General features: G+C 51.4%; 18 protein-coding genes and 1 riboswitch. Of the genes, 6 read left to right on the plus strand and 12 right to left on the minus strand.

The window, feature by feature from the left end:
* Window positions 1-7: 7 nt before the first annotated feature.
* Window positions 8-2,233: a photosystem I core protein PsaB gene (psaB, locus tag IQ268_RS05155; protein ID WP_193876220.1), complete on the plus strand. Its 2,226-nt coding sequence runs from the start codon at window positions 8-10 to the stop codon at window positions 2,231-2,233.
* 82 nt (window positions 2,234-2,315) lie between these two features.
* Here psaB and IQ268_RS05160 read toward each other — a convergent pair whose 3' ends face one another.
* The 3 genes from IQ268_RS05160 to mnmG all read right to left on the minus strand — a co-directional run bounded on the left by IQ268_RS05160 (window position 2,316) and on the right by mnmG (window position 6,880).
* Entirely contained in the window at window positions 2,316-3,467 is a 1,152-nt protein-coding gene (locus IQ268_RS05160) for a DUF1822 family protein (RefSeq protein ID WP_193876222.1), read from the minus strand.
* Window positions 3,464-4,702, minus strand: coding sequence for a sigma-70 family RNA polymerase sigma factor (locus IQ268_RS05165; protein WP_193876224.1), 1,239 nt, complete (start codon window positions 4,700-4,702; stop codon window positions 3,464-3,466). Before IQ268_RS05165 ends, IQ268_RS05160 begins: the two co-directional genes overlap by 4 nt.
* A 267-nt stretch (window positions 4,703-4,969) precedes the next feature.
* Complete coding sequence (gene mnmG, locus IQ268_RS05170) at window positions 4,970-6,880, minus strand: tRNA uridine-5-carboxymethylaminomethyl(34) synthesis enzyme MnmG (protein WP_193876226.1); 1,911 nt, start codon at window positions 6,878-6,880, stop codon at window positions 4,970-4,972.
* Between the two features lie 170 nt (window positions 6,881-7,050).
* On the opposite strand from mnmG, the gene IQ268_RS05175 reads away from it, so the two are divergent.
* Window positions 7,051-7,890, plus strand: coding sequence for a hypothetical protein (locus IQ268_RS05175; protein ID WP_193876228.1), 840 nt, complete (start codon window positions 7,051-7,053; stop codon window positions 7,888-7,890).
* A gap of 59 nt (window positions 7,891-7,949) precedes the next feature.
* On the opposite strand, the gene IQ268_RS05180 is transcribed toward IQ268_RS05175, so the two are convergent.
* The gene (locus IQ268_RS05180; protein WP_193876230.1) at window positions 7,950-8,855 is read right to left on the minus strand and encodes a J domain-containing protein; all 906 of its coding nucleotides are present in this window, start codon (window positions 8,853-8,855) and stop codon (window positions 7,950-7,952) included.
* A 512-nt stretch (window positions 8,856-9,367) separates the two neighbouring features.
* The gene (locus IQ268_RS05185; protein WP_193876232.1) at window positions 9,368-9,565 is read right to left on the minus strand and encodes a hypothetical protein; all 198 of its coding nucleotides are present in this window, start codon (window positions 9,563-9,565) and stop codon (window positions 9,368-9,370) included.
* Window positions 9,566-9,662: 97 nt separating this feature from the next.
* Between IQ268_RS05185 and IQ268_RS05190 the strand changes: the two genes are divergently transcribed.
* Together IQ268_RS05190 and IQ268_RS05195 are read left to right on the plus strand one after the other, a co-directional pair.
* Window positions 9,663-10,049, plus strand: coding sequence for an NINE protein (locus IQ268_RS05190; protein WP_193876234.1), 387 nt, complete (start codon window positions 9,663-9,665; stop codon window positions 10,047-10,049).
* Between the two features lie 23 nt (window positions 10,050-10,072).
* Window positions 10,073-10,633 (plus strand): ComEA family DNA-binding protein, encoded by a 561-nt coding sequence (locus tag IQ268_RS05195; protein WP_193876236.1) that lies wholly within the window; start codon window positions 10,073-10,075, stop codon window positions 10,631-10,633.
* A 36-nt stretch (window positions 10,634-10,669) separates the two neighbouring features.
* Here the strand turns inward: IQ268_RS05195 and lepB are convergent, their stop codons facing one another.
* Both lepB and IQ268_RS05205 read right to left on the minus strand, forming a co-directional pair.
* Window positions 10,670-11,275 (minus strand): signal peptidase I, encoded by a 606-nt coding sequence (gene lepB / locus IQ268_RS05200; protein ID WP_193876295.1) that lies wholly within the window; start codon window positions 11,273-11,275, stop codon window positions 10,670-10,672.
* A gap of 155 nt (window positions 11,276-11,430) precedes the next feature.
* On the minus strand, window positions 11,431-12,135 hold the full coding sequence (locus tag IQ268_RS05205) for a ferredoxin--NADP reductase (protein WP_193876238.1): 705 nt from the start codon (window positions 12,133-12,135) through the stop codon (window positions 11,431-11,433).
* A 32-nt stretch (window positions 12,136-12,167) separates the two neighbouring features.
* A riboswitch (cobalamin riboswitch) is annotated at window positions 12,168-12,334 on the minus strand.
* Between the two features lie 112 nt (window positions 12,335-12,446).
* On the opposite strand from IQ268_RS05205, the gene IQ268_RS05210 reads away from it, so the two are divergent.
* Entirely contained in the window at window positions 12,447-12,641 is a 195-nt protein-coding gene (locus IQ268_RS05210; protein WP_370584643.1) for a DDE transposase family protein, read from the plus strand.
* A 93-nt stretch (window positions 12,642-12,734) separates the two neighbouring features.
* Here the strand turns inward: IQ268_RS05210 and ctpC are convergent, their stop codons facing one another.
* Both ctpC and ispG read right to left on the minus strand, forming a co-directional pair.
* Window positions 12,735-14,030 (minus strand): carboxyl-terminal processing protease CtpC, encoded by a 1,296-nt coding sequence (gene ctpC / locus IQ268_RS05215; protein WP_193876242.1) that lies wholly within the window; start codon window positions 14,028-14,030, stop codon window positions 12,735-12,737.
* A gap of 112 nt (window positions 14,031-14,142) precedes the next feature.
* Entirely contained in the window at window positions 14,143-15,366 is a 1,224-nt protein-coding gene (gene ispG, locus IQ268_RS05220; RefSeq protein ID WP_193876244.1) for a (E)-4-hydroxy-3-methylbut-2-enyl-diphosphate synthase, read from the minus strand.
* A 242-nt stretch (window positions 15,367-15,608) separates the two neighbouring features.
* Here ispG and IQ268_RS05225 point away from each other — a divergent pair, with 242 nt between their 5' ends.
* Window positions 15,609-16,466, plus strand: coding sequence for a DUF2267 domain-containing protein (locus IQ268_RS05225; protein ID WP_193876246.1), 858 nt, complete (start codon window positions 15,609-15,611; stop codon window positions 16,464-16,466).
* A gap of 178 nt (window positions 16,467-16,644) precedes the next feature.
* Here the strand turns inward: IQ268_RS05225 and IQ268_RS05230 are convergent, their stop codons facing one another.
* The 3 genes from IQ268_RS05230 to ctpA all read right to left on the minus strand — a co-directional run bounded on the left by IQ268_RS05230 (window position 16,645) and on the right by ctpA (window position 20,318).
* Window positions 16,645-17,700: a TrkA family potassium uptake protein gene (locus IQ268_RS05230; protein WP_193876248.1), complete on the minus strand. Its 1,056-nt coding sequence runs from the start codon at window positions 17,698-17,700 to the stop codon at window positions 16,645-16,647.
* A 136-nt stretch (window positions 17,701-17,836) separates the two neighbouring features.
* Window positions 17,837-19,093: an HD domain-containing protein gene (locus IQ268_RS05235; protein WP_339383558.1), complete on the minus strand. Its 1,257-nt coding sequence runs from the start codon at window positions 19,091-19,093 to the stop codon at window positions 17,837-17,839.
* Window positions 19,083-20,318, minus strand: coding sequence for a carboxyl-terminal processing protease CtpA (ctpA, locus tag IQ268_RS05240; protein WP_193876250.1), 1,236 nt, complete (start codon window positions 20,316-20,318; stop codon window positions 19,083-19,085). The genes IQ268_RS05235 and ctpA overlap by 11 nt, the downstream gene beginning before the upstream one ends.
* Window positions 20,319-20,513 lie beyond the last annotated feature (195 nt).

A 20,513-nucleotide genomic window follows, 5' to 3' on the forward strand; every position in this document is an offset into this window, starting at 1 on the left:
GTAACCTATGGCAACTAAATTCCCGAAATTTAGCCAGGACTTGGCTCAAGATCCGACCACTCGTCGGATCTGGTACGGGATTGCCACAGCCCATGATTTTGAAAGCCATGACGGCATGACGGAGGAGAATCTTTATCAAAAGATCTTCGCTTCTCACTTCGGCCACCTGGCAATCATCTTCCTCTGGACATCTGGCAGTCTCTTCCACGTCGCTTGGCAAGGCAACTTTGAACAGTGGAGTAAAGATCCACTCAACGTCCGTCCCATCGCCCACGCGATTTGGGATCCCCACTTCGGTCAACCCGCTGTGGATGCGTTTTCGCAAGCTGGTGCTTCTAGCCCAGTCAACATCGCTTACTCTGGTGTCTACCACTGGTGGTACACCATCGGGATGCGAACCAATGGTGAGCTTTACATGGGAGCAGTCTTCCTGCTGCTGTTGTCAGCGATCTTCCTGTTCGCTGGTTGGCTGCACCTGCAACCCAAGTTCCGCCCATCTCTGTCCTGGTTTAAGAATGCAGAGTCTCGCCTCAACCACCACCTGGCTGGTCTGTTTGGTGTTAGCTCTCTTGCCTGGGCAGGTCACCTGATCCACGTTGCGATTCCTGAATCGCGTGGACAGCATGTGGGTTGGAACAACTTCCTATCGACCCCACCCCATCCCGCTGGCTTGAAGCCTTTCTTCACAGGCAATTGGGGTGCCTATGCTCAAAATCCTGACACCTTGGATCACGTGTTCAACACGTCTCAGGGTGCTGGAACGGCTATCTTGACCTTCCTGGGTGGTTTCCATCCGCAGACTCAGTCTTTGTGGCTGACGGATATGGCGCACCACCACCTGGCGATCGCTGTCATCTTCATCATTGCGGGTCACATGTACCGCACGAACTTTGGCATCGGTCACAACATCAAAGAGATGTTGAATGCCAAGAATTTCTTTGGCACCAAGACAGAAGGTCAGTTCAACCTGCCTCACCAGGGGCTGTATGACACCTACAACAACTCTTTGCACTTCCAGTTGGCTTTCCACCTGGCAGCGTTAGGTGTTATCACCTCTCTGGTCGCGCAGCATATGTATGCGATGCCGCCTTATGCCTTCATAGGGCAGGACTTCACAACGCAAGCGGCTCTCTATACTCACCACCAGTACATTGCTGGATTCATCATGGTGGGTGCCTTTGCTCACGGTGCGATCTTCCTGGTTCGGGACTACGACCCGATTCAGAATAAGGGCAACGTGCTCGATCGCGTCCTCCAGCATAAAGAGGCGATCATCTCGCACTTGAGCTGGGTGTCGTTGTTCCTGGGCTTCCATACGTTGGGTCTATACGTCCACAACGATGTGATGCAAGCGTTTGGTACTCCTGAGAAGCAAATTCTGATTGAGCCTGTGTTTGCACAGTTCATTCAAGCGTCTCACGGTAAAGTGCTGTACGGCTTCGATACGCTGTTGTCTAACTCTGACAGCCTTGCAACCACTGCATGGCCGAACCACGGTAACGTTTGGTTGCCGGGTTGGTTAGACGCAATTAATAGTGGAACGAACTCTTTGTTCTTGACCATTGGCCCTGGTGACTTCCTGGTTCACCATGCGATCGCTCTCGGTCTGCACACCACCACTTTGATTCTGGTCAAGGGTGCGCTGGATGCTCGCGGATCGAAGCTCATGCCAGACAAGAAAGACTTCGGCTATGCCTTCCCTTGTGATGGCCCCGGTCGTGGCGGTACTTGCGATATCTCTGCTTGGGATTCGTTCTACCTGGCTATGTTCTGGATGCTAAATACCATTGGTTGGGTCACCTTCTACTGGCATTGGAAACATCTTGGGGTTTGGCAGGGTAACGTTGCCCAGTTCAATGAAACGTCAGTGACGATCATGGGCTGGCTGCGTGATTACCTGTGGCTAAACTCGGCTCAGTTGATTAACGGGTATAACCCGTATGGCATGAATAACCTGGCGGTCTGGTCGTGGATGTTCTTGTTTGGGCACTTAGTCTGGGCAACGGGCTTCATGTTCTTGATCTCCTGGAGAGGGTACTGGCAAGAACTGATCGAGACGTTGGTTTGGGCACACGAGCGCACTCCTCTGGCGAACCTGGTTCGTTGGAAGGACAAGCCTGTGGCTATGTCCATCGTTCAAGGTCGTCTGGTTGGTTTAGCTCACTTTACGGTTGGCTATGTCTTAACCTACGCTGCCTTCCTCATTGCCTCAACAGCGAGTCGATTTGGCTAGCGCCTTTGATGAGCTGTAAGTAGATAAAAGAATCCCCTGCCTTCGGGCGGGGGATTTTTGTTGTGTTTGGGTTTTCACGGGGTTAAAATCGCAGTATTTCTTGGTCGTAGTGGTCGGGCGTTGGCTCAATTTCCCACACCAAGCCTTCGCCGGGCGCTAAGGAGACTTCAATGTAAAGCTGCTCTACTGGGGCGTTCGCTGTGTCTTCATTCCCAGCGAACGGCTGCAAGTCTTCTGTTAAAAGTCGCAGTATGATGCCCGCCGGAATGGTGCCGCCGCTTTGCTGTAATTCAAACCGCCAAATGTTACTGGTGCGATCGACCGCTGATATCCGCAGTTCGTAGGAGTGGTTGGCGATCGTCAATTCTTTGGCTAGCACTGGCGTTGTTTCGGTTGCCTCCCCTCGAGCGACGGCCAAGCCCGGTTGAAACTCCAGGCGAGTCCACCCTGACTGCTGACTCAGATTGGAGATGCCAGCCTGAAGCCATTGCAGCGGACTTTGCTGTTCTGGCAAGCCTCGACGCTGATCGCTTAAGCGTTGCCGCCAGCCACCATGAGCGATCAGCGATCGCCATTGCTCAACCGGAATTGCTAATCGGGGCACCAGAACAGACGGATCGCCGAGACGTTGCAACAAGGTTTGGGCTTGGGCTAACGGCAATGGTGATACGGCAGGAACACGGGCGCGAGTCGTTGCTTCGGGATGGAGTTGACGTGCCACCCAGAGCGCATTCAGATCCGCCGTCAGGTCAGATTCATTGATGGGATAGGTGCGATCGCTCCAGTCCACTGGTCTTTGTTTTAACTGCCAATGGGTAGTAAAGCCATTGATTCTGACCCAGCGATCGTCTGGATTGACCTGCACTGCTAGATAATAATCGGCGATCCAGTCGGGAATATCTACCCATTCTTGCGGCACCCGGATTTCGTCAACGTCAATTGCTTCAGTGGGGATGAGAACCAGTCTGGTGCGGTTAACGGCGATCGCACTTCCGTTAACAAGTTCCCAGAAGCCAGGCAAGGCGGTAGCACTGGGTGCAGGTGTAGCTTGTCGTTCGTAAGCATCTTGTAGCCAGGGCAGAACGGTATCCAGGCAGAGCTGATTGAGATAGGCGTTCCATTGGCTGCTGGGTGTTGCAAACGACTGGCTTTGCTGCCAAGCCTGGGTCTGGAGGGCTGGCTCTATATCCAGGCAAACTTGAATTGGGTCAAACAAAGCTGAATTAAACGTCATGATGGCGGCTCCATCTGGGGAATGTCTGGGGATTGCAGGTCAGGATGGCTGTAGTGGGTCTTGAGCCACTCTTCCAGGGCAGTGCTGGTATGTTTCAATAGGTCGGCTGTGGCCGTCCTATGCAGTGTCTCTTCGCTCCACTTTGCTAAGGTCAACAGCAACGCTTCGCGGGCTTTTGTCAGTCGGCGTGAAACAGTGTATTGCTTGACCGCTAACCGTTCTGCCATTTGCTGCTGCGTTAATCCGTCCTGGTAGTAGAGCGCTAAAAGGGTTTGAGATTGCTCGTCCAACTGTTTCAGGGCGTTTATTAACACGGCAGTGAGTTGCGATCGCTGCGTTTGTCTTGTGCTGGCTTCTTCCTCTGCAATCATGTCTGCCAGCAGGGAGGTTTGCACGGTTTCGGGCAGGTTATCGAGAAATTCGCCTGTTTCCTGACCTGGCCGGGGAGCATTGATCGAAACCTGGCTGGGATATAGATAAGCGCGAGCGGCCTTGGCACAGGCCAGCAGCCATTTGTCTAACGACTCAGGTTGGACGGCTGTGCCAGAAGACGATAATTGCGTGTACCGCTCGCTGTTATAGAGATGCGCGATCGCCTCCCAGGTCTGCCGATCGGGTTTTGAGAGTTGGCGTGTGCCGCTGGCTTGCATTGGAACGTACAGCGTTTTGAAACAGCTCCAGGCGAGGATGTAGCTGGCGATCGTCTCGGATGCCAGCCCCGCGCTAACCAACGATTCGGTTAACCGTTTTTGGCTGATTTTTCGTAACAAGGCCCAATCGGTGCAGATATCAATCTCCTGCCGTTGCCGCAGCAGTTCTCGAATCAGGCTGTTGAAAGTCGCGCTGGCGTAGTTTTTGAAGTTGAACCCTTGCTGCGAATCAAACCCTTTAAGAACTTTGTCAATTTGGGCGATCGCCATTTGAAAGCAGTCGGCCAAACTGGATTGGTTGCTGGCAAACCCTGCTGCCGTTTTCTGAGCCGCCCAATAGCAGCTTTCCTGAACATAGGCCAGCAAATGTTCTTTCGCCAAATTGAGCAGGTTGTCTTGCGTCTGCCAGATTTTGTGCCAGTAGAGTGCCCAAAAGTTTTCCGAGACATTGGTTTGGGCGGTTTGCGCTAAGCATTGTTGCATACTGCGCCGCAGCTTTGGCTCGATCGCCCAACGGTCAAACCGATCGGCTTCCAGTTGCAAAAAGGTCGAGAAGATTTCGATCAAATCCTGGCGAGGACGCATAGGAGGAAGACAGAGAAGAGAGCAACAAGGGATTGATGATAGACTTCACTCAACTCTACTACTGATCAGCAGGGTGTTTTAAGGCTTACGAGAGGCGCGCTGTCGAGTGCATGATGCCACGCTAAAGTTGCGCTCGGTGACAGAGCTGGATTCGGCCACTAGAGACAGCTGAACCGTTTCACATGAAGCGTAGTAGACCGTTCGCAGATGCTGAAACGGTTCGGCTGGGAACGCCAAACCGTTGGACTGAAATAGGGATATATAAAGTTAAGGAGTGACAGCCTGAATCCCTTTGCGAGCCTGAATTTCCAGGTACACCAACAACGCGTTGACATCGGCTGGATTAACGCCCCCCATCCGAGCCGCTTGGCCTATCGTTAGTGGCCTCATCTTTGCCAGCTTCTCACGCGACTCTTTAGATAGCGTGTCGATCGCCGCATAGTCTAAATCGGCGGGTAAGGGACGATTAGCCTGACGCGTAATTTGGTCAATTTGCGATTGCTGACGCTGGATGTAACCCGAATACTTGATGTCAATTTCTGCCCCTTCATGTTCAGCTTGAGTCAGGCTGGGATTGCTTAACCCATAGCGATCGAGATCACCATAATGAAATCCTGGTCGGCGCAGCAAATCGGCTAGGGTAATGGAGCCTTTGATCGCTTGCTGGGTATCGCTAAAAATTTGTCGGCCTAAGTCATCGTGCTCTTTGACGCGGGTTTCGTACAGCCGCTCTTTCTCGGCAGCAATGTTTTCTTGCTTCTGGGTGAACAGGCTCCAGCGACGGTCATCAATTAGCCCCACCTCCCGCCCCAGTGGGGTGAGCCGCTGATCGGCATTGTCCGATCGCAACAGCAACCGATATTCTGAGCGAGAGGTTAACACCCGATAGGGTTCCCGTAAATCTTTAGTACACAGGTCATCAATCAGTGTGCCAATGTAGCTGTGCTCACGCGGAAACACAATCATCTCTTGCCCCCGCACCAGCCGAGCGGCGTTGATACCCGCAACGATTCCCTGCGCGGCGGCTTCTTCGTACCCCGTGGTGCCGTTGATTTGCCCTGCACAAAATAGACCGTCTACTTTTTTGGTCATTAAGGTGGGATAGCACTGAGTTGCGGGCAGATAGTCATACTCCACCGCATAGGCCGGACGCAGCATGGTGCAATTTTCCATGCCGGGAAGCGATCGCAACATCTGCACCTGCAAATTTTCGGGCAACCCGGTTGAAAAGCCCTGGATGTAAAGCTCTGGAATGTCTCGCCCTTCGGGTTCAATAAAAATTTGGTGCGAGTCTTTATCGGCAAAACGCACAATTTTGTCTTCAATGCTGGGGCAATAGCGCGGCCCCTTGGCATCGACCCAGCCGCCATACACCGGAGACAAATGCAAGTTGTCTCGAATCAGCTTGTGGGTTTCGGGGGTGGTACGGGTCAGGTAGCACGGTAATTGCTCGCGCTCAACCCAAACCTCTGGATCGAAGCTGAACCAGCGCACCTCTGTGTCTCCGGGCTGCGGCTCTAGCTGAGTATAATCGAGCGATCGCTTATCGACTCGTGCCGGAGTTCCCGTTTTCAACCGTCCGGTTTCAAACCCTAATCGATTCAGCGTTTCGGTTAAGCCAACGGCGGCAAATTCCCCTGCCCGTCCGGCTGGCATCGACTTGTTGCCAACCCAAATAATGCCGCCCAAAAACGTTCCAGTGGTCAGAATGACCGCCTTGCATTGAAACGCAACACCAAAGTAAGTTTGAACGCCAATAATTTCGTCGTGATTGCCAAGAACCAGATCCGTTACCATGCCTTCGCGCACCATCAGGTTGTCCTGATCTTCGACAATGCCCCGCATGATTCTGGAATATTCTCGCTTATCGGTTTGGGCACGCAGCGCCCACACGGCTGGCCCTCGCGATGAATTTAGCACTCGTTTTTGCAAATAGGCGCGATCGGCCATTTTGCCAATTTCGCCGCCCAATGCGTCTACCTCATGGGTCAACTGCGACTTGGCTGGCCCACCCACCGCCGGATTACAAGGTTGCCACGCAATCCGATCCATATTGAGAGTCAACATCAGTGTGCGACAGCCCAACCGCGCCGCTGCCAGAGCTGCCTCGCACCCAGAGTGTCCGGCTCCCACCACGATAATGTCGAAATAGTCCTGAAATTCCACGGACGGGTCCATAGCAGACTTCTAGTTTCCTTGTGCCAAAATCATACCGATTTACGGTCAATCTTAACGGATATCAGGCTTTGCTGGCGCGACTTCAATGGTGATGGTGGTTCGTTGCAGCGGCAGGGAATTCTACTGTATAACCATTAAACGCTCTGGCTGGACGCACTTCCTGAATCGATATGATGAGTCGTTACCACCACGTTTGCTTTTGCACCCTGGCATTAGGAAAGAAATATCGTTCTCTTGCCTTGCTGTTGGCTGGTGATTTAGAAACATATTCTCCTGGCAAGGCTCTGGTGGTTTTAACGGATGACCCGTCACACTTTCAACCTTGCTCTAATGTTTTAGCGTTTAAACATAGCCAGCAAGGTGTGACGTGCTATCACGATAAACGGTTTGTCATTCAAACAGCACTGTCCCACTTTGAAGCCTGTATCTTCATTGATGCTGATATGAGAGTTGTGGGTGAAGTTCCTCACGATTTGACCTGGCTTCCCGGCATTACGGCTCGAAGTGGTTGTTCTACCCTTAAACACAATCAAAATCGAAAAGCACGTTCCATTGTTGAGAAAGTGGCTCACAAGTGGAATCTCAATCTGGAAACTGTTCTGTACGTTAATGAGTTTCTCTTTGTAGTATCAAAGGATGCTGGTAAAGAAGCCGATTTTTTGCAGGCATGGGACTGGCTTGCACCCTATTTTGAACTAAATGGCATCTATTCAGGAGAAGGGAGCGCCATCGGCCTTGCTGCTGCAAAAGCGGGGTTAGATATCAGGTTGGATACGGTCGATCGCTTCCCCTTTTTCAAAGACAGGATCGAAAAAATCAGAATCAGTAAAGGTGATGCCGATCCGCACACAAACCAGCGCTATTTTGATGAGCAAAGACGATACGAATTTCCCCAATTGTCGCTTTCAGAAAAGCTAGTGGCTAAGGTTTCTAAACCCGTCAAACGGTTTTGTCGCTTGATTCAGCTACGAATTGATACCTTAAAACACTTCAGTTTTTACTATAAATAGTGACGGAGAGTAGTGACTGAAACGCTGAGAAACGGTTGAACCATCCTCTCAACGATCGCCTACTGCTTTTTGCCAAACAACCCAAACAACCCGCCTTTGCGCTCAGTGGGCTGCTTGTTGACGGGTTCTTCTTGCGTCACTCCTAACCGTTTGGCATATTCTAACGCCAACGCATCGTTGGGGTTGAATTTGAGCGCTTGTCGAAAATGAACCTTTGCCATACCGGGCAGGTTTTGCATCAAATAGGCTTTTGCCAGTAATGAATGGTAGTCACTCCGGTTTGACTCAATGCGAATGGCATCTCGTAACTCTTGTACTGCCATCGGCCAATTTGCCTTTTTCATGTATTCTTGCGCTCGTTCGTAATGGCGCTGAGCGTAATCGGTGGTGTATCGTGCTGCCTCTGCTGGCACTGGCGTATATTGAACGGGTTTCGCTTCAGCCGCAGAAACAAGACCTGTTCGCTTTTCTCGAATCGGCGTTTCGTTGAGCTTAAGCCGCAAGTAAACTAAGTTGAGTTCTCCCAGTTGGTGGGTAATCTGCTCAAACTGCTCTAGAGACTGATATTGCGGTTCGGCTAATTCGGCGATCGCCTGCTCGTACACAATATCTGCCGCCGCAACCGGAGTCGTTAGAAGGCGACGTGCCCCATCGCTTTGCAACCCCAGCGAATCTTCCTGGTTTAAGCGGCGCACCCGAAACCGCAACATTGCCAACACTTCTGCTCGGCTGCTGTCTTGCTTCAGTTGTTGATATGCCGGATTGACCAAATGCGCCAGCAGGCTGTTTGCTAATTCACGGGTGTTGGTATCGGTAGTGATGTAAGCGTCAGGGTGCAGCGTTTTGGCAACGGCATGGTAACGCTTCAAGATTCGGCGATCGTCCGCAGTCACAGATAAGCCCAAGACAGCATACGGATCTGAAAACTGCTTCAGCCAGTCTGTAGAAAAAAGAGTCTGTAACATTAATCCGTTGCAAGCCGATATAACGAATGAACGAGCGCTGATACTAACTATAAAGTCTAGAAACGTGCCCCTGAAGATACTCAACTGTCGCCACAGATCCCTGGAAGCAATGCGATTGAGCGATCGCTATCGTTGGGTGGCATGGAACAGAGTAGAATGCAGCTTATTTGGAAAAACGGGTGGAATCAGTTCCATTTCGACTGGGAGGATGTCTGAAAGGATGCAATAGTCTGCATCAATCTGGATTGGCTCCCTTAAATCCTCTCATTCTGGAGAACTTTAAGTCAGAATTAGCTCGGAAGTCTCCCCGGTTTGGGAAATTCAGGGGGCGGTTCGAGTGGGGCTTAGCACTGCTTAGACATCCTCTGAACGACCTGGTTAGATTCAATTACCGCTTCAGATGTAAGAATATCAACAACTGGGGTTAACGCCAAAGCGTTATGGCCAACCAATTATGGCGGCTGTAGCTATTTTTTCGTCATAAAAAGAGCAGCACCCGGTAAATGCTGATCCTAATCTACCGTGTCTTCTTGCCGACCAACCAGGCCAGTAACAATTCTGTGCGATCGCATTGTGCCACTGGCAAACCGATCCAGGCTGTAGCAATCGCGACGTGTCATGTGGATATGAGCAATGAACCGGACAAATGGCATGGCTCGATCGCCAGTCTGGCACGAAAGATGGCCTGTTCTTAGTTGCGTGAATTGCATGAACTGCTGCGATTGGGTCGATATGATAAGAGCAGTTGTAGTCGTTTGTGACCTCGATCGCTTTTCGCCCTTTAACGCCCTTTAAACGGTGCTGCTCATGTTAAGTAAGCCAAAGGATCAAAAACTGGCTGCGGTCTTAGCCATTTCTGGCATTCTGATACCAGGACTCCATAAGTTCTATTTGGGACAGCCGATGTGGGGAATTTTCTACGTGCTGCTATCCTGGACACCTGTACCCAAATTTGCCAGTGTAATTGAAGGCATCTGGTATTTGCTGCAAAGTTCCGATGAATTTAAGCGCAATTTTAATGCATCGGCTCCGCTGAGTGCGGCTTCGGTCTCTCCCGTGGAAGCCGTTGATCCGGCTCGGGTGGGAGCCGTGGCCGACGCGTTGCGCCAACTGGATACCTTGCGGCAAGATGGGCTAATTTCAGAGTTTGAGTTTGAACAAAAGCGGCGGCAGTTGCTCGATCGCATCGTTTAACCGAATCATCAAACAATTAAGTCATGGCGTTGTCAGACTGGTGGTCATCAGTAAATCGGTTGGGGACGGAGGTGAAGACGCAGCTTCACCCCATTCGATCGCGCATTTTGAACGATCCATACTATCGCTTGCAGTCTGTAGATGAAGTGCGGCTGGCGGCTGAATTAGGGATGCATCTTGATGTTAACCAGTCCAGTGTTGACGACTGGTTGCGGTTGCCGGGGATATCGATTCACCAGGCGCGATCGCTCGTTGCCTTAAGCCAGTCTGGTGTTTCGTTTCACTGTTTAGATGATTTGGCGGCAGCATTGAGCGTGCCAATCCAGCGGCTCAAACCCTTGGAACCACTGCTGCGGTTTTGCTATTACGACGCAGACAGCGTGTGTGCGGTTCAGCCCATCAACCCAAACACGGCCTCGGTGGAGCTGTTGACACGCATTCCGGCGATCGATCTATTTTTGGCAAGGGCGATCGTGCAACATCGTCAAACAAACGGCAAGTACCGCAATCTGGCAGATTTGCAGCAGCGGTTGGCGCTGCCGGGAGGGTTGACGGCAGAGATCATGCACTATCTCTGCTTTTAGGAGCGGCGATCCAGCACTGTAGCTTTTATTGAGGCGTTAACCTGGCACCTTGAGCGGCATGGATGGGGCAACCAACGGTGTTTTTGTTTCGATCGCCCCAATGCGATTGGGACTCCAAAACCGAAAGACCGCCCGCCCAATGATGTTTTCTGCTGGCAAAAAGCCCCATACGTGCGAGTCATTACTGTTGTTGCGGTTGTCTCCCATCACGAAGAACTGCCCCTCTGGTACCGTTACCAAATTGAGTTCATAGGCCGGTGGTGCCGCAATATACGGTTCTATTAGCGGCTGCTGGTTGACATAAACCGTGCCATCTCGCACCTCGACGGTTTGCCCCGGTTGGCCGATAATGCGCTTAATGAATGCTTGATCGGTGGTGTAGCCAAATTCCTGGAGTCTGGCGGGTGGGTCAAATACAATGATGTCGCCCGCTTGCGGCGAACGGAAGCGGTAGGATAGCTTTTCGACCACCAGGCGATCGCCAATTTCCAGCGTTGGCATCATCGAGTCGGATGGAATGTAGCGCGGTTCGGCAATAAACAGCCGAATCACGATCGCCAGCGTCAGGGCAATGCCAATAATTTGAATATTGTCTCGCTGTGCTGCCACTGTGTTGCGGCAGGATTTCCAGACGCGAGACATAAACGAATCGGTTTGAGGCGAAACGGGTGGAGCCGTATCCGGCGTTTGTTGAGACGAACCAGGATCTTGCTGTTTTAGAGTCATAACCGAGAGATGAAACAAACGTAGATGGACCAGGCTTAGCGTCCATCCACGTTTGTCTATTTTGCCATGATTTAGAAGGCGACAAATTTCTCGAAGCGAACCCGTTCGGGTTTGGCTCCCAAGGCCAGCACAAAGGTATGAATTTCATCAGGTCGCCGATCGACCCCGCAGATGTCAATCTCAAACTGAGATAGATCTAACGCCTGGTATGCTAGTTGCCGTTCGATGCTGTCTCCGATCGCCTCAACATAGTGGAACGATCGCCAGTACTGAGTCAGCGATCGCCAGTAGTTGACATAGGGCAGGTGTTCCGTCGTTTCTGGATTCGACTGCACCAGCCACACCGGACGGCTAAATCCACTCTCTTTGAGCCAGTCAATTTGGCTCTTTAAAGGAGCAATGCCAGATCCCTCCGCAATGTATAGTCGGGGTCGGGTGGGCAATTGGTCGAGGGTCATGAGGCCGTATGGCCCTCGGGCTGCAATACGATCTCCTACGTTCAAATCTTGAAGATAAGCCGAACTCCAGCCCACACGAGAGACGCAAAGGTCTATCTCTGGGCATTGGGACGGAGATGAGGCGATCGAATAAATCTTTTTGAACTGTTGTCCTTCGCGTTCAAACACAGGCCAAATGGATTGACCGGGCAAAAAGGTGAACGTGGGCTGGTTCAAACGTAGCCGAATGGACTTGATGGTTGGCGTTAGCTGAACCGACTCCAATACCGTACCGATACAGTCCATCGCAGATGGACGTGATAAAACCAAGCTCTGCATAATTAACCCTTGCCCGTGCATCGCGGGCACTAATTCAGGACATTGCATCAGGCAGGCATTCTGACTTCTGGCAAAACCGAGCGCATTGCAAGACTGTAAAGCAGGCTCGTTCTACCATTCACAGTTGCGGCACAGTGCCGGATTTTCACCGGACTTTCCCTGGGCTGAACTCAATTCAACCTTACTTGGGCTGATCCCCCAAACAATCTGATGCGGCTCTGGCATTCTAGCCTGAATGGTGAACGGTTGAGGACACAGATTGAAATTAGGTAAAGCCGTATGCTGGTAAAGATGACTGGTCGTGGAGTTGAATGGGTATGAGTACAGAGGTTTGGTATATCGTCAAACAGGATGATGGTCATTGCCAAGTTGTTTCTAAAAGCCAGATAGACAGCAGCACTGCTCAATCTGAACCATCCGAACAATGGGGGCCATTTGCCTCTCAGGGGGAAGCGATCGCCCGTCGAGTGGGTCTGATTCGGGCTGGTAAATGCCAACCAATCTAAATATCACTCATGCCAAAAAATCGTGGGTTCAGCACTACTGCTAAACCCACGATTCACGCTCCCTAGCCCTGTTGGGTTGCTAATAGCTCTCTTCTATTGCGGTCTTGTTTCCGCCCGTCTGTTTTCTTGACTGGCTCTCACCTCTTGAGCCAGCACATCTAACGCTCTGGCATACTGCGGATCTTGAGGTGTGCCAACCTGGGTCAGGTCACGGGATAGCTGTTCTCGCTGTTCATCAGACAGTTCGATCATCACATCCGGCGCAATCCCCTCGTGGTTAATATCTCGTCCGCTGGGGGTGAGATATTTGGCAACGGTGACAGCCAATCCAGAACCATCGCCCAATCCACGAACCGATTGGACTAACCCTTTCCCAAAGGTTTGCGTTCCAACGACCATCGCTCGCTTGTTGTCTTGCAAGGCTCCCGACAAAATTTCACTGGCACTGGCAGAACCGCCATCGACCAGAACCACCAGCGGTCGTTCCGTTAGCGCTTGCCCGTTGGCACTTTCTTCATCCGAGACACCCTGGCGATCGACTGTTGATACAATCACGCCATCTTCGAGCCACATACGAGCGATATCGATGCTGGCATAAAGCAACCCACCCGGATTAGAGCGCAAATCCAGGACATAGCCTGTAATGTTTTCTTGCTCCAGGCTGTCGATAGCGGCCTTCATCTCTTCAGCCGCATTCGCGCTGAACTGGGTAAGGCGAATGTAGCCTATTCTGCCGTTGGGGCTATCTTGCACTGAAAAGCGAACTGGATGAAGTTCAATCTGTGCCCGTCGCATGGGGAACTCTAGCTGGCGATCGCCCCGGCGAACGGTTAGCGTTACCTCACTGCCAACGGGGCCGCGAATCAACGTGACTGCCTGATTCACATCCATCCCTTCCGTATCTTGACCGTCAATCTTGATGATGACATCCTGTGCCAAAATCCCGGCTTCAAACGCAGGCGTATCTTCAATCGGCGCAATAACCAGCAGTTCTTTTGTCTCTTCGTCTTGCGAAAGCTGAATTCCGACCCCGGTTAGCTCTCCCGACGTATCTATTTGCATGTTGCGGAACTCTTGCGGGTCCATAAACCGAGTGTATGGATCGTCAAGCTTTTCCAGCATTTCTCGAATTGCCGTGTAGGCTTCTTCCCGGTCAGTATAGGAGCGACCCAAATACTCGCGTCGAACGGCTTGCCAATCTACCTGATTGAAGGTAGCGTCTACGTAATTGCGATCGACAAGCTGCCAGACTTCATCCACTAGCTCCTTAGGACTTTCTTGAAAAAAAGCCTGCCCCTGAGACAAGTGCAAGCCTGCCCCCGTAACGGTGACTGTAGTAACCGCAACAGCGGTTGCGCCAAGAACAAGTCCACGCTTCGTAATCGTCATAGTCTGGTTAAGCCAAAGACAACAGTGTAGGGAGAGTACGCCCAATCTAACATAGCCTCATCCAGACGACAGATGAAAATCTGCCTAATTGCCGCTGGGTTTAAGCAAAACTTTAAGGTTCCACCCAACGACCGTCTGTCTTGATAAGATTAATCAACTCCTCAACACCCTGATCTTCAGGCACCCGCTTGATTTCCTCTCTGCCCCGATACAGAGAAATGTAGCCAGGCTGCTTACCTACATAGCCATAATCGGCATCTGCCATTTCGCCCGGCCCGTTCACGATGCAGCCCATAACGGCAATATCAAGCCCGGTGAGGTGCTTCGTAGCTTCCCGCACCTGGTGCAGCACGTCCTCCAGGTTAAACAGGGTTCGTCCACAGGAGGGACAGGCCACGTATTCCACCATCGTTTTCCGTAGCCCCAGTGCCTGTAAGATACTGTAGCAAACTGGAATCTCTTTTTCAGGCGCTTCGGTCAACGATACGCGAATGGTATCGCCAATGCCTTCTGCCAGCAGGGTACCAATTCCGGCGGTTGATTTGATGCGGCCATATTCCCCATCTCCGGCTTCTGTTACGCCCAGGTGCAGGGGATAGTCCATTCCCAGTGTGTCCATACGCTGAGCCATCAGGCGATAGGCGGCCAGCATTACGGGCACGCGAGACGCTTTCAGCGAAATGACCAGGTTGCGAAACTGAAGCGACTCACAAATGCGGATAAACTCCAGCGCCGATTCCACCATGCCTTCGGGCGTGTCGCCATAGGTGAACAGCATCCGTTCGGCTAACGAACCGTGGTTGACGCCAATCCGCATGGCTTTCCCCTGGTCGCGCAGGGAAATGACCAGAGGTTCTAGGGTGGCGCGAATTTTGTCGCCAATTTCGTCAAATTCGGACTGGGTGTATTCGGTGCGATCGCCTTTTGGTTTCTCAAACACGTACAGCCCTGGATTAATCCGCACCTTATCAACATGGTTTGCCACCTCCAGGGCAATTTTCATGCCGTTGTGGTGTACATCTGCCACTAGAGGCACCGGCTGATAGGTGGCTGCTAGCTTCTGCTTAATGTCGCCCACTGCTTTCGCGTGAGCCAAACTGGGAACAGTGACGCGTACCAGTTCGCAGCCAATTTCATGCAGCCGACGGATGGCAGCGACCGCGCCGTCAACATCTAGCGTATCTTCGTTGATCATGGACTGAACGAGGACTGGATGCCCTCCGCCGATGGTGACGTTGCCCACGGGAACCGGGCGAGTTTTGCGGCGATGAATCGTCGGATCGGTAGAGAGAGAAAGCGTTGACGTGGCGGTGGCAGGAGTAGGAAGAGTCTGCATACCCAGCGTTTCAGGATTTCAAAAGGGTTGGGTTTAATCGAAGAGAGAGTCTCTCTAGTTTCAGAGTGCCATAGATAGGGGTCGTTTGGGCGGAAAGTGCAATCTGAAACACATTTCTCTTCTGAAGATCAGTGCTGCTGTCAGAAGCGTTACAAAAATGTCCCTTGTAGTAGATGTAGACAACGGCAGCTGCGTTTTATTCTCTGCGTAGATTGTGATGGCCGGTATAAGGAGAAACTAAAATGCCAATTGCTTTACGAGATGATGTCATGTACATCTTGCTCAAAAAGATTAGCGAGGGCGACAAGCCGAACCAGGGTGTGCATGAAGTGAATCTCACACCTGAAGATTTTGCTGGCAGACAGCTTAGTGAGTCAGATTTGCTCGGTCATTTAGATTACCTAAATCAGAAACAATATATTGACGCCGAATTTACGGGTAACGCTTACGGTAATCAGGAAGATGTTCCCGATGCTGTGGCTCCTAAAGAGTTTGATGCTCGCATTGCAAACACGTTTGGCGCATCGGATGGCCCGCTCCCTCACCTGATTACCTTTAGCAAAGCTGAGCTGACGGATAAAGGTCGCAGAATGCTGGAAAAGATGGAGCAAGATCCGCCGCAAGCTTTGGGTAAAGGCCCTGCTGTACCCATTGTGACAGAGAGTATGCCTTTCCTGGAGAAGGTGATGGTAAAGGGCAATTTGGAAGATATTTTTGATGCTAGAGATGTAACCGAAGTAGTCTTCCGCACCATGCGTGACATGATGACAACTGAGGCATCTGATCGCGTTGCGTCTGAGTTGCACGAAGAAGCCTTGCCAACAGACGATAAAGCGTTACAAAACGAAGTGGCAGAGTTGTGGAAAGATACAAACCCCATTGTTAGCTTTCTAAGCCGAATTCGACCACCGCTCAAAATTAAGGCGGACACTTTTCTGTTTCGCATTAACCAGGAAGCAGGTTTGCCCAGAGGCGTAGCCCCTGAAGAGGCGATCACCGCTGTGTTTGCAGCCACTAAAGATGAGCTGTCAGAGGAGCGAATCAAAGAAGTTGAAGGCTATTTGCCTGACAAGATTTTGCAACTGTGGAAAGATGCCTAAGCTTCAGTGACTGAGCCGTAGAAAATGCCATAGAAAACGAGATTGCCCCTGGTACAAACTGGGGGCAATTGGTGTATGTCTTCTGTCCCGTTGAGATTGGAAATGCGATCGCCTACTTCAGTGAGTAAATCAAACCGGAACGAGTCCTTGCCTGCCCCTCCAGTCAGACCTGGATATCCTACGATTTGGCTCCTCGATACCGAAGCTGCCGCCGGATTTCAAACTGACGAACAAACTGGGGAATGTCGCCTCGATGCCCTAAAACAATGACGATGTCTCCCCCACGTAGAACAATTGAATGGCTGGGGTGCGTGACAGTCTTGCCATTACTTTGACGTAGAGCAACCACAACGAAAGTACCTTTGCCGCGCACTTCCAGGTCGCCAACGGTAGCTCCCACCAAAGCAGAAGCCTCTGGAACCACTAGCTCATCAATCTGAACATCGATCTTTGCTAACAATTCATTCAAGCGGTTGCGCTCATCATCTTGATCCAAGAATTCAATCGTATTGGGATGCGTAATCAGGTTAGCCATTCGTAACCCGCTAATGGTGGCCGGTAGGACTACATGATCGGCTCCGGCTAACCGCAACTTATTTTCGGTGGATGGCAGTTCACCCCGTGATACAATCACTAACTTTGGATTCAACCCACGGGCAGTCAGCGTAATGAAAACATTGGTGGCATCATCTGGCAAAACCGTCGCCAGTACCTTGGCATGTTCAATGCCCGTCGCTTCCAATGTTTCTTCATCCGTTGCATCGCCGTTATAAACGATGTAGTTCATTGATCCTGCCAGGGCAATGCGATCGCCATCGCTATCAATCACAACAAACGGCTGGCGTGCTTCTACTAGCTTCCGCGCTAGCGTTTGCCCAATGCGACCAAACCCACAGATAATCACATGATCGCGCAAGCTTTCGATCTCTTTGCTTTTGCGATGGTGATCTAATGCTCGATCGATCTCACCTTCTGCCACCATTTGAATGAATCCTCCAACGGCATATACGACTGACGATGTCCCTGCAATGATGACCAACATGGTAAAAATCTTTAACGAGGGAGTGTCTAGCGGACGAACTTCACCATACCCAACCCCATAAACAGTGATGACTACCATGTAAATTGCATCTAGCAATGTCCAACCGAATAGGGTATATCCCAGAACGGCTATGATCAGGGTAGTGACGAAAAAAACCAGACCAGTAAGGACGCGGCGGATCGGACTCTGCATACAAAAACGCTCGATAGTGCGAGCAAGATGGAGAGATGAGGCAAATATTCAGAGTTTGACGTCAGGTTCGCTCCTCTGTCTGCATATGAAGTACTTTTAACGCTATGTTATTGCTGGCTGCAATCGTAGCGGCGAATCAAGGGCACGATAGCGATCGCAGAACAGGCTCCACCTCTCGTGGGTAAATGAGCCAACGTCTGGAATAGGGCTGAGTTAAGGTTTTAACCAGCGGTGATAATTCACTGATTTCCTGTAATCCGGTTTCAGTCTGCAACATGATTCCCCGTTGGTAAAGGGTATAGCCCCGGCTAAAGGCTGTTTTGAAACCCGTATAATAACCTGGCGCTAATCCTGATGGTTTCAGTGCTTGCTGCACGGTTTGCAGGAGGCGTTCTGTTTGATCTGTTTCAAGTTGCGTCACATCCCAGGCTTTTAGCAAGTCCCGATCGATAAAGCGGCGACAAAGGTCAGATAAGACCGGATCAGGATGGTTCTGCCAGCGTTGCAGATGATAAGTAAAGACACCATCATCGGCTGCTAGGTAGTCGTTTAGCGGTATGCGATCGCAGTTTTGCTGCAACCATACGGTGACGGTTGGATCAGCCTCCAACTGACCCAGATGCATCTGTTCTTGCGCTCGCCTGAAAGCCTGCTCCAACACCCACGATGCCGCCACGTTTTTGGGATGGTTGTAGACCTGGGCATACATGAAATAGCGCACCACTAAATAATGCTCAATTGCTGCCATTCCTTTACCCGCCACCACAAGCTGCTGGCTCACCGGGTCATAGTTCAAGGCCATCAAGATTCGGTCTAAATCCAACTTGCCGTACGACGCACCCGTAAAGTAACTGTCTCGCATCAGATAATCGAGGCGATCGCAGTCGAGTTGGCTTGAAATTAACTGCCAGACCAGGGGAATGGGATGTTGCTTATGGTAAACCTGCGTAATCTGCGGCAGCAGCATGGCATCAAACGCGGTTAAACCCTGTCGAATCGGCTGAAATTCTTGCAGGATGCGTTCAGTCCAGTGTTCATGGTGGCTACCAAAAACCTCCTCGCAAGTGTGGCTAAACGGGCCATGACCAATGTCGTGCAACAGTGCTGCACACAGAACCGTCGCACGATAGGGCTTAATTTCTGGGTAATATTTGGCAATTCGGTCAAAAGCGCGACGAGTTACGGCCATTACGCCAAGCGAATGGGTAAACCTTGAGCCTTCTGCACCGTGAAACGTCAAACTGGCTGGCCCCAGTTGCCGAATGCGGCGCAATCGCTGAAAGGCTGGAGTATCAATCATTTGAATCAGCAGCGCTTCAACGGGGTCGCTTTCATCTAAAGCGATCGCTCCATGCAACGGGTCGTGGTACGTTCGTCCCCGGCTAGCCTGCACCCGCGATGACCGCTTGCTGGGTTAACAACTGAACGGCAGCCAGATACTGCTGATCGGCATCTGTTCCAAGCTGATCGCGTGGCATCAGCGCTTGCTGCACAACCACGTCGGGCGCAATGCCTCGTTGGTTAATGTCATGATGGTTGGGCGTTTCGTATTTGGCGATCGTCACCGCTAATCCAGAGCCATCGGACAGGTTAAACAGAGACTGAATTAAGCCCTTACCAAACGTGCGCTCGCCCACCAGTTCCGCTCGGCCATTATCTTGCAAGGCTCCGGCCAAAATCTCGCTGGCGCTGGCTGTTCCCTGGTTCACCAGGATAACTAGCGGGTCGGTGGTTAACGGCTCGCCGCTGGCATCAAAGCTGTCTTGAATCCCGTCTCGGTTAACGACATAAACGACTGTACCCGTGCCAAGCCACAGCCGCGCAATTTCGATTCCGGCTTGCAACAACCCACCAGGATTGTTTCGCAAATCCAAGATATAAGCGGTGGCTCCATCGGCCTCCAATTGATTGATGGCATTCGTTAATTCAGCCGTGGCGTTGGCGTTGAACTGATTAAGGCGAATGTAGCCAATCGTGTTGTCCTGCGATTGGGGACGCAGCTCGGCAAAGACGGGGTTTAACGAAATGCGCTCTCGCTTCAGTTCGACATCCAACGGGTCAGCCTGGTCGCGGGCGATGGTCAACACCACTGCACTCCCGGCAGGGCCGCGCATCCGCTCTGCCGCTTCATCCAGGGTCAGGTTTTTGGTGAATGTTCCATCAATTTTGATAATGCGATCGCGCGGTTGAATGCCAGCCGCATCCGCAGGAGAGCCTTCTACTGGGGCAATGACCCGCAACTCTCCGGTTTGCACATCTTGCGTAATTTGAATCCCGATTCCGGTTAGCTCTCCAGAGGTATTGGTTTGCAGGCTACGATACTGGTCGGGTTTCAGCAACCGCGTAAACGGGTCGCCCAAGCTGGCCAGCATTTGCTGAATCGCATTGTAGGTTTCTTCGCGATCGCTCAGGGATTGCCTCAGCGCTTTCTGTCTGACAAACCACCAGTTTTGGTGATTAAACGTGTTGTCTACATAGGCACGATCCACAATTCGCCAAACTTCACTGAGCAACCGTTGTTCTTCAGTAAAGGCAAAGGCGGTAGGAGCCAAACACCCCCACGCCAGCACCAATGGCAATACCAAAAGAAGCCCAACTCGAAAAACCCGTTTTCTCATGACACAGATCTTAAACTTCGATGAAGATTTGCGGCGATCGCTTAGATTCAAAAACACAGCTATCAGCGTAGGTTTTGCTGCTCAATGCCTCTCTATCAAGCCGAAACAGGCGCAAACATAAAGAAGTATCGTAACAAACCTAAACTAAGAATTCCGGTCACTTGGTCTCAAGCAGAATGAAATCCGCCTGAGGGC

This window comes from Oculatella sp. LEGE 06141, assembly GCF_015207605.1.
In the GTDB taxonomy this organism is placed as follows: domain Bacteria; phylum Cyanobacteriota; class Cyanobacteriia; order Elainellales; family Elainellaceae; genus Oculatella.

Bases quoted from the DNA above. Each gene is read 5' to 3' on its own strand.
- psaB (WP_193876220.1), top strand. From the start codon at position 8: ATGGCAACTAAATTCCCGAAATTTAGCCAGGACTTGGCTCAAGATCCG.
- IQ268_RS05160 (WP_193876222.1), bottom strand. From the start codon at position 3,467: ATGACGTTTAATTCAGCTTTGTTTGACCCAATTCAAGTTTGCCTGGAT.
- IQ268_RS05165 (WP_193876224.1), bottom strand. From the start codon at position 4,702: ATGCGTCCTCGCCAGGATTTGATCGAAATCTTCTCGACCTTTTTGCAA.
- mnmG (WP_193876226.1), bottom strand. From the start codon at position 6,880: ATGGACCCGTCCGTGGAATTTCAGGACTATTTCGACATTATCGTGGTG.
- IQ268_RS05175 (WP_193876228.1), top strand. From the start codon at position 7,051: ATGATGAGTCGTTACCACCACGTTTGCTTTTGCACCCTGGCATTAGGA.
- IQ268_RS05180 (WP_193876230.1), bottom strand. From the start codon at position 8,855: ATGTTACAGACTCTTTTTTCTACAGACTGGCTGAAGCAGTTTTCAGAT.
- IQ268_RS05185 (WP_193876232.1), bottom strand. From the start codon at position 9,565: ATGCAATTCACGCAACTAAGAACAGGCCATCTTTCGTGCCAGACTGGC.
- IQ268_RS05190 (WP_193876234.1), top strand. From the start codon at position 9,663: ATGTTAAGTAAGCCAAAGGATCAAAAACTGGCTGCGGTCTTAGCCATT.
- IQ268_RS05195 (WP_193876236.1), top strand. From the start codon at position 10,073: ATGGCGTTGTCAGACTGGTGGTCATCAGTAAATCGGTTGGGGACGGAG.
- lepB (WP_193876295.1), bottom strand. From the start codon at position 11,275: ATGTCTCGCGTCTGGAAATCCTGCCGCAACACAGTGGCAGCACAGCGA.
- IQ268_RS05205 (WP_193876238.1), bottom strand. From the start codon at position 12,135: ATGCAGAGCTTGGTTTTATCACGTCCATCTGCGATGGACTGTATCGGT.
- IQ268_RS05210 (WP_370584643.1), top strand. From the start codon at position 12,447: ATGGGTATGAGTACAGAGGTTTGGTATATCGTCAAACAGGATGATGGT.
- ctpC (WP_193876242.1), bottom strand. From the start codon at position 14,030: ATGACGATTACGAAGCGTGGACTTGTTCTTGGCGCAACCGCTGTTGCG.
- ispG (WP_193876244.1), bottom strand. From the start codon at position 15,366: ATGCAGACTCTTCCTACTCCTGCCACCGCCACGTCAACGCTTTCTCTC.
- IQ268_RS05225 (WP_193876246.1), top strand. From the start codon at position 15,609: ATGCCAATTGCTTTACGAGATGATGTCATGTACATCTTGCTCAAAAAG.
- IQ268_RS05230 (WP_193876248.1), bottom strand. From the start codon at position 17,700: ATGCAGAGTCCGATCCGCCGCGTCCTTACTGGTCTGGTTTTTTTCGTC.
- ctpA (WP_193876250.1), bottom strand. From the start codon at position 20,318: ATGAGAAAACGGGTTTTTCGAGTTGGGCTTCTTTTGGTATTGCCATTG.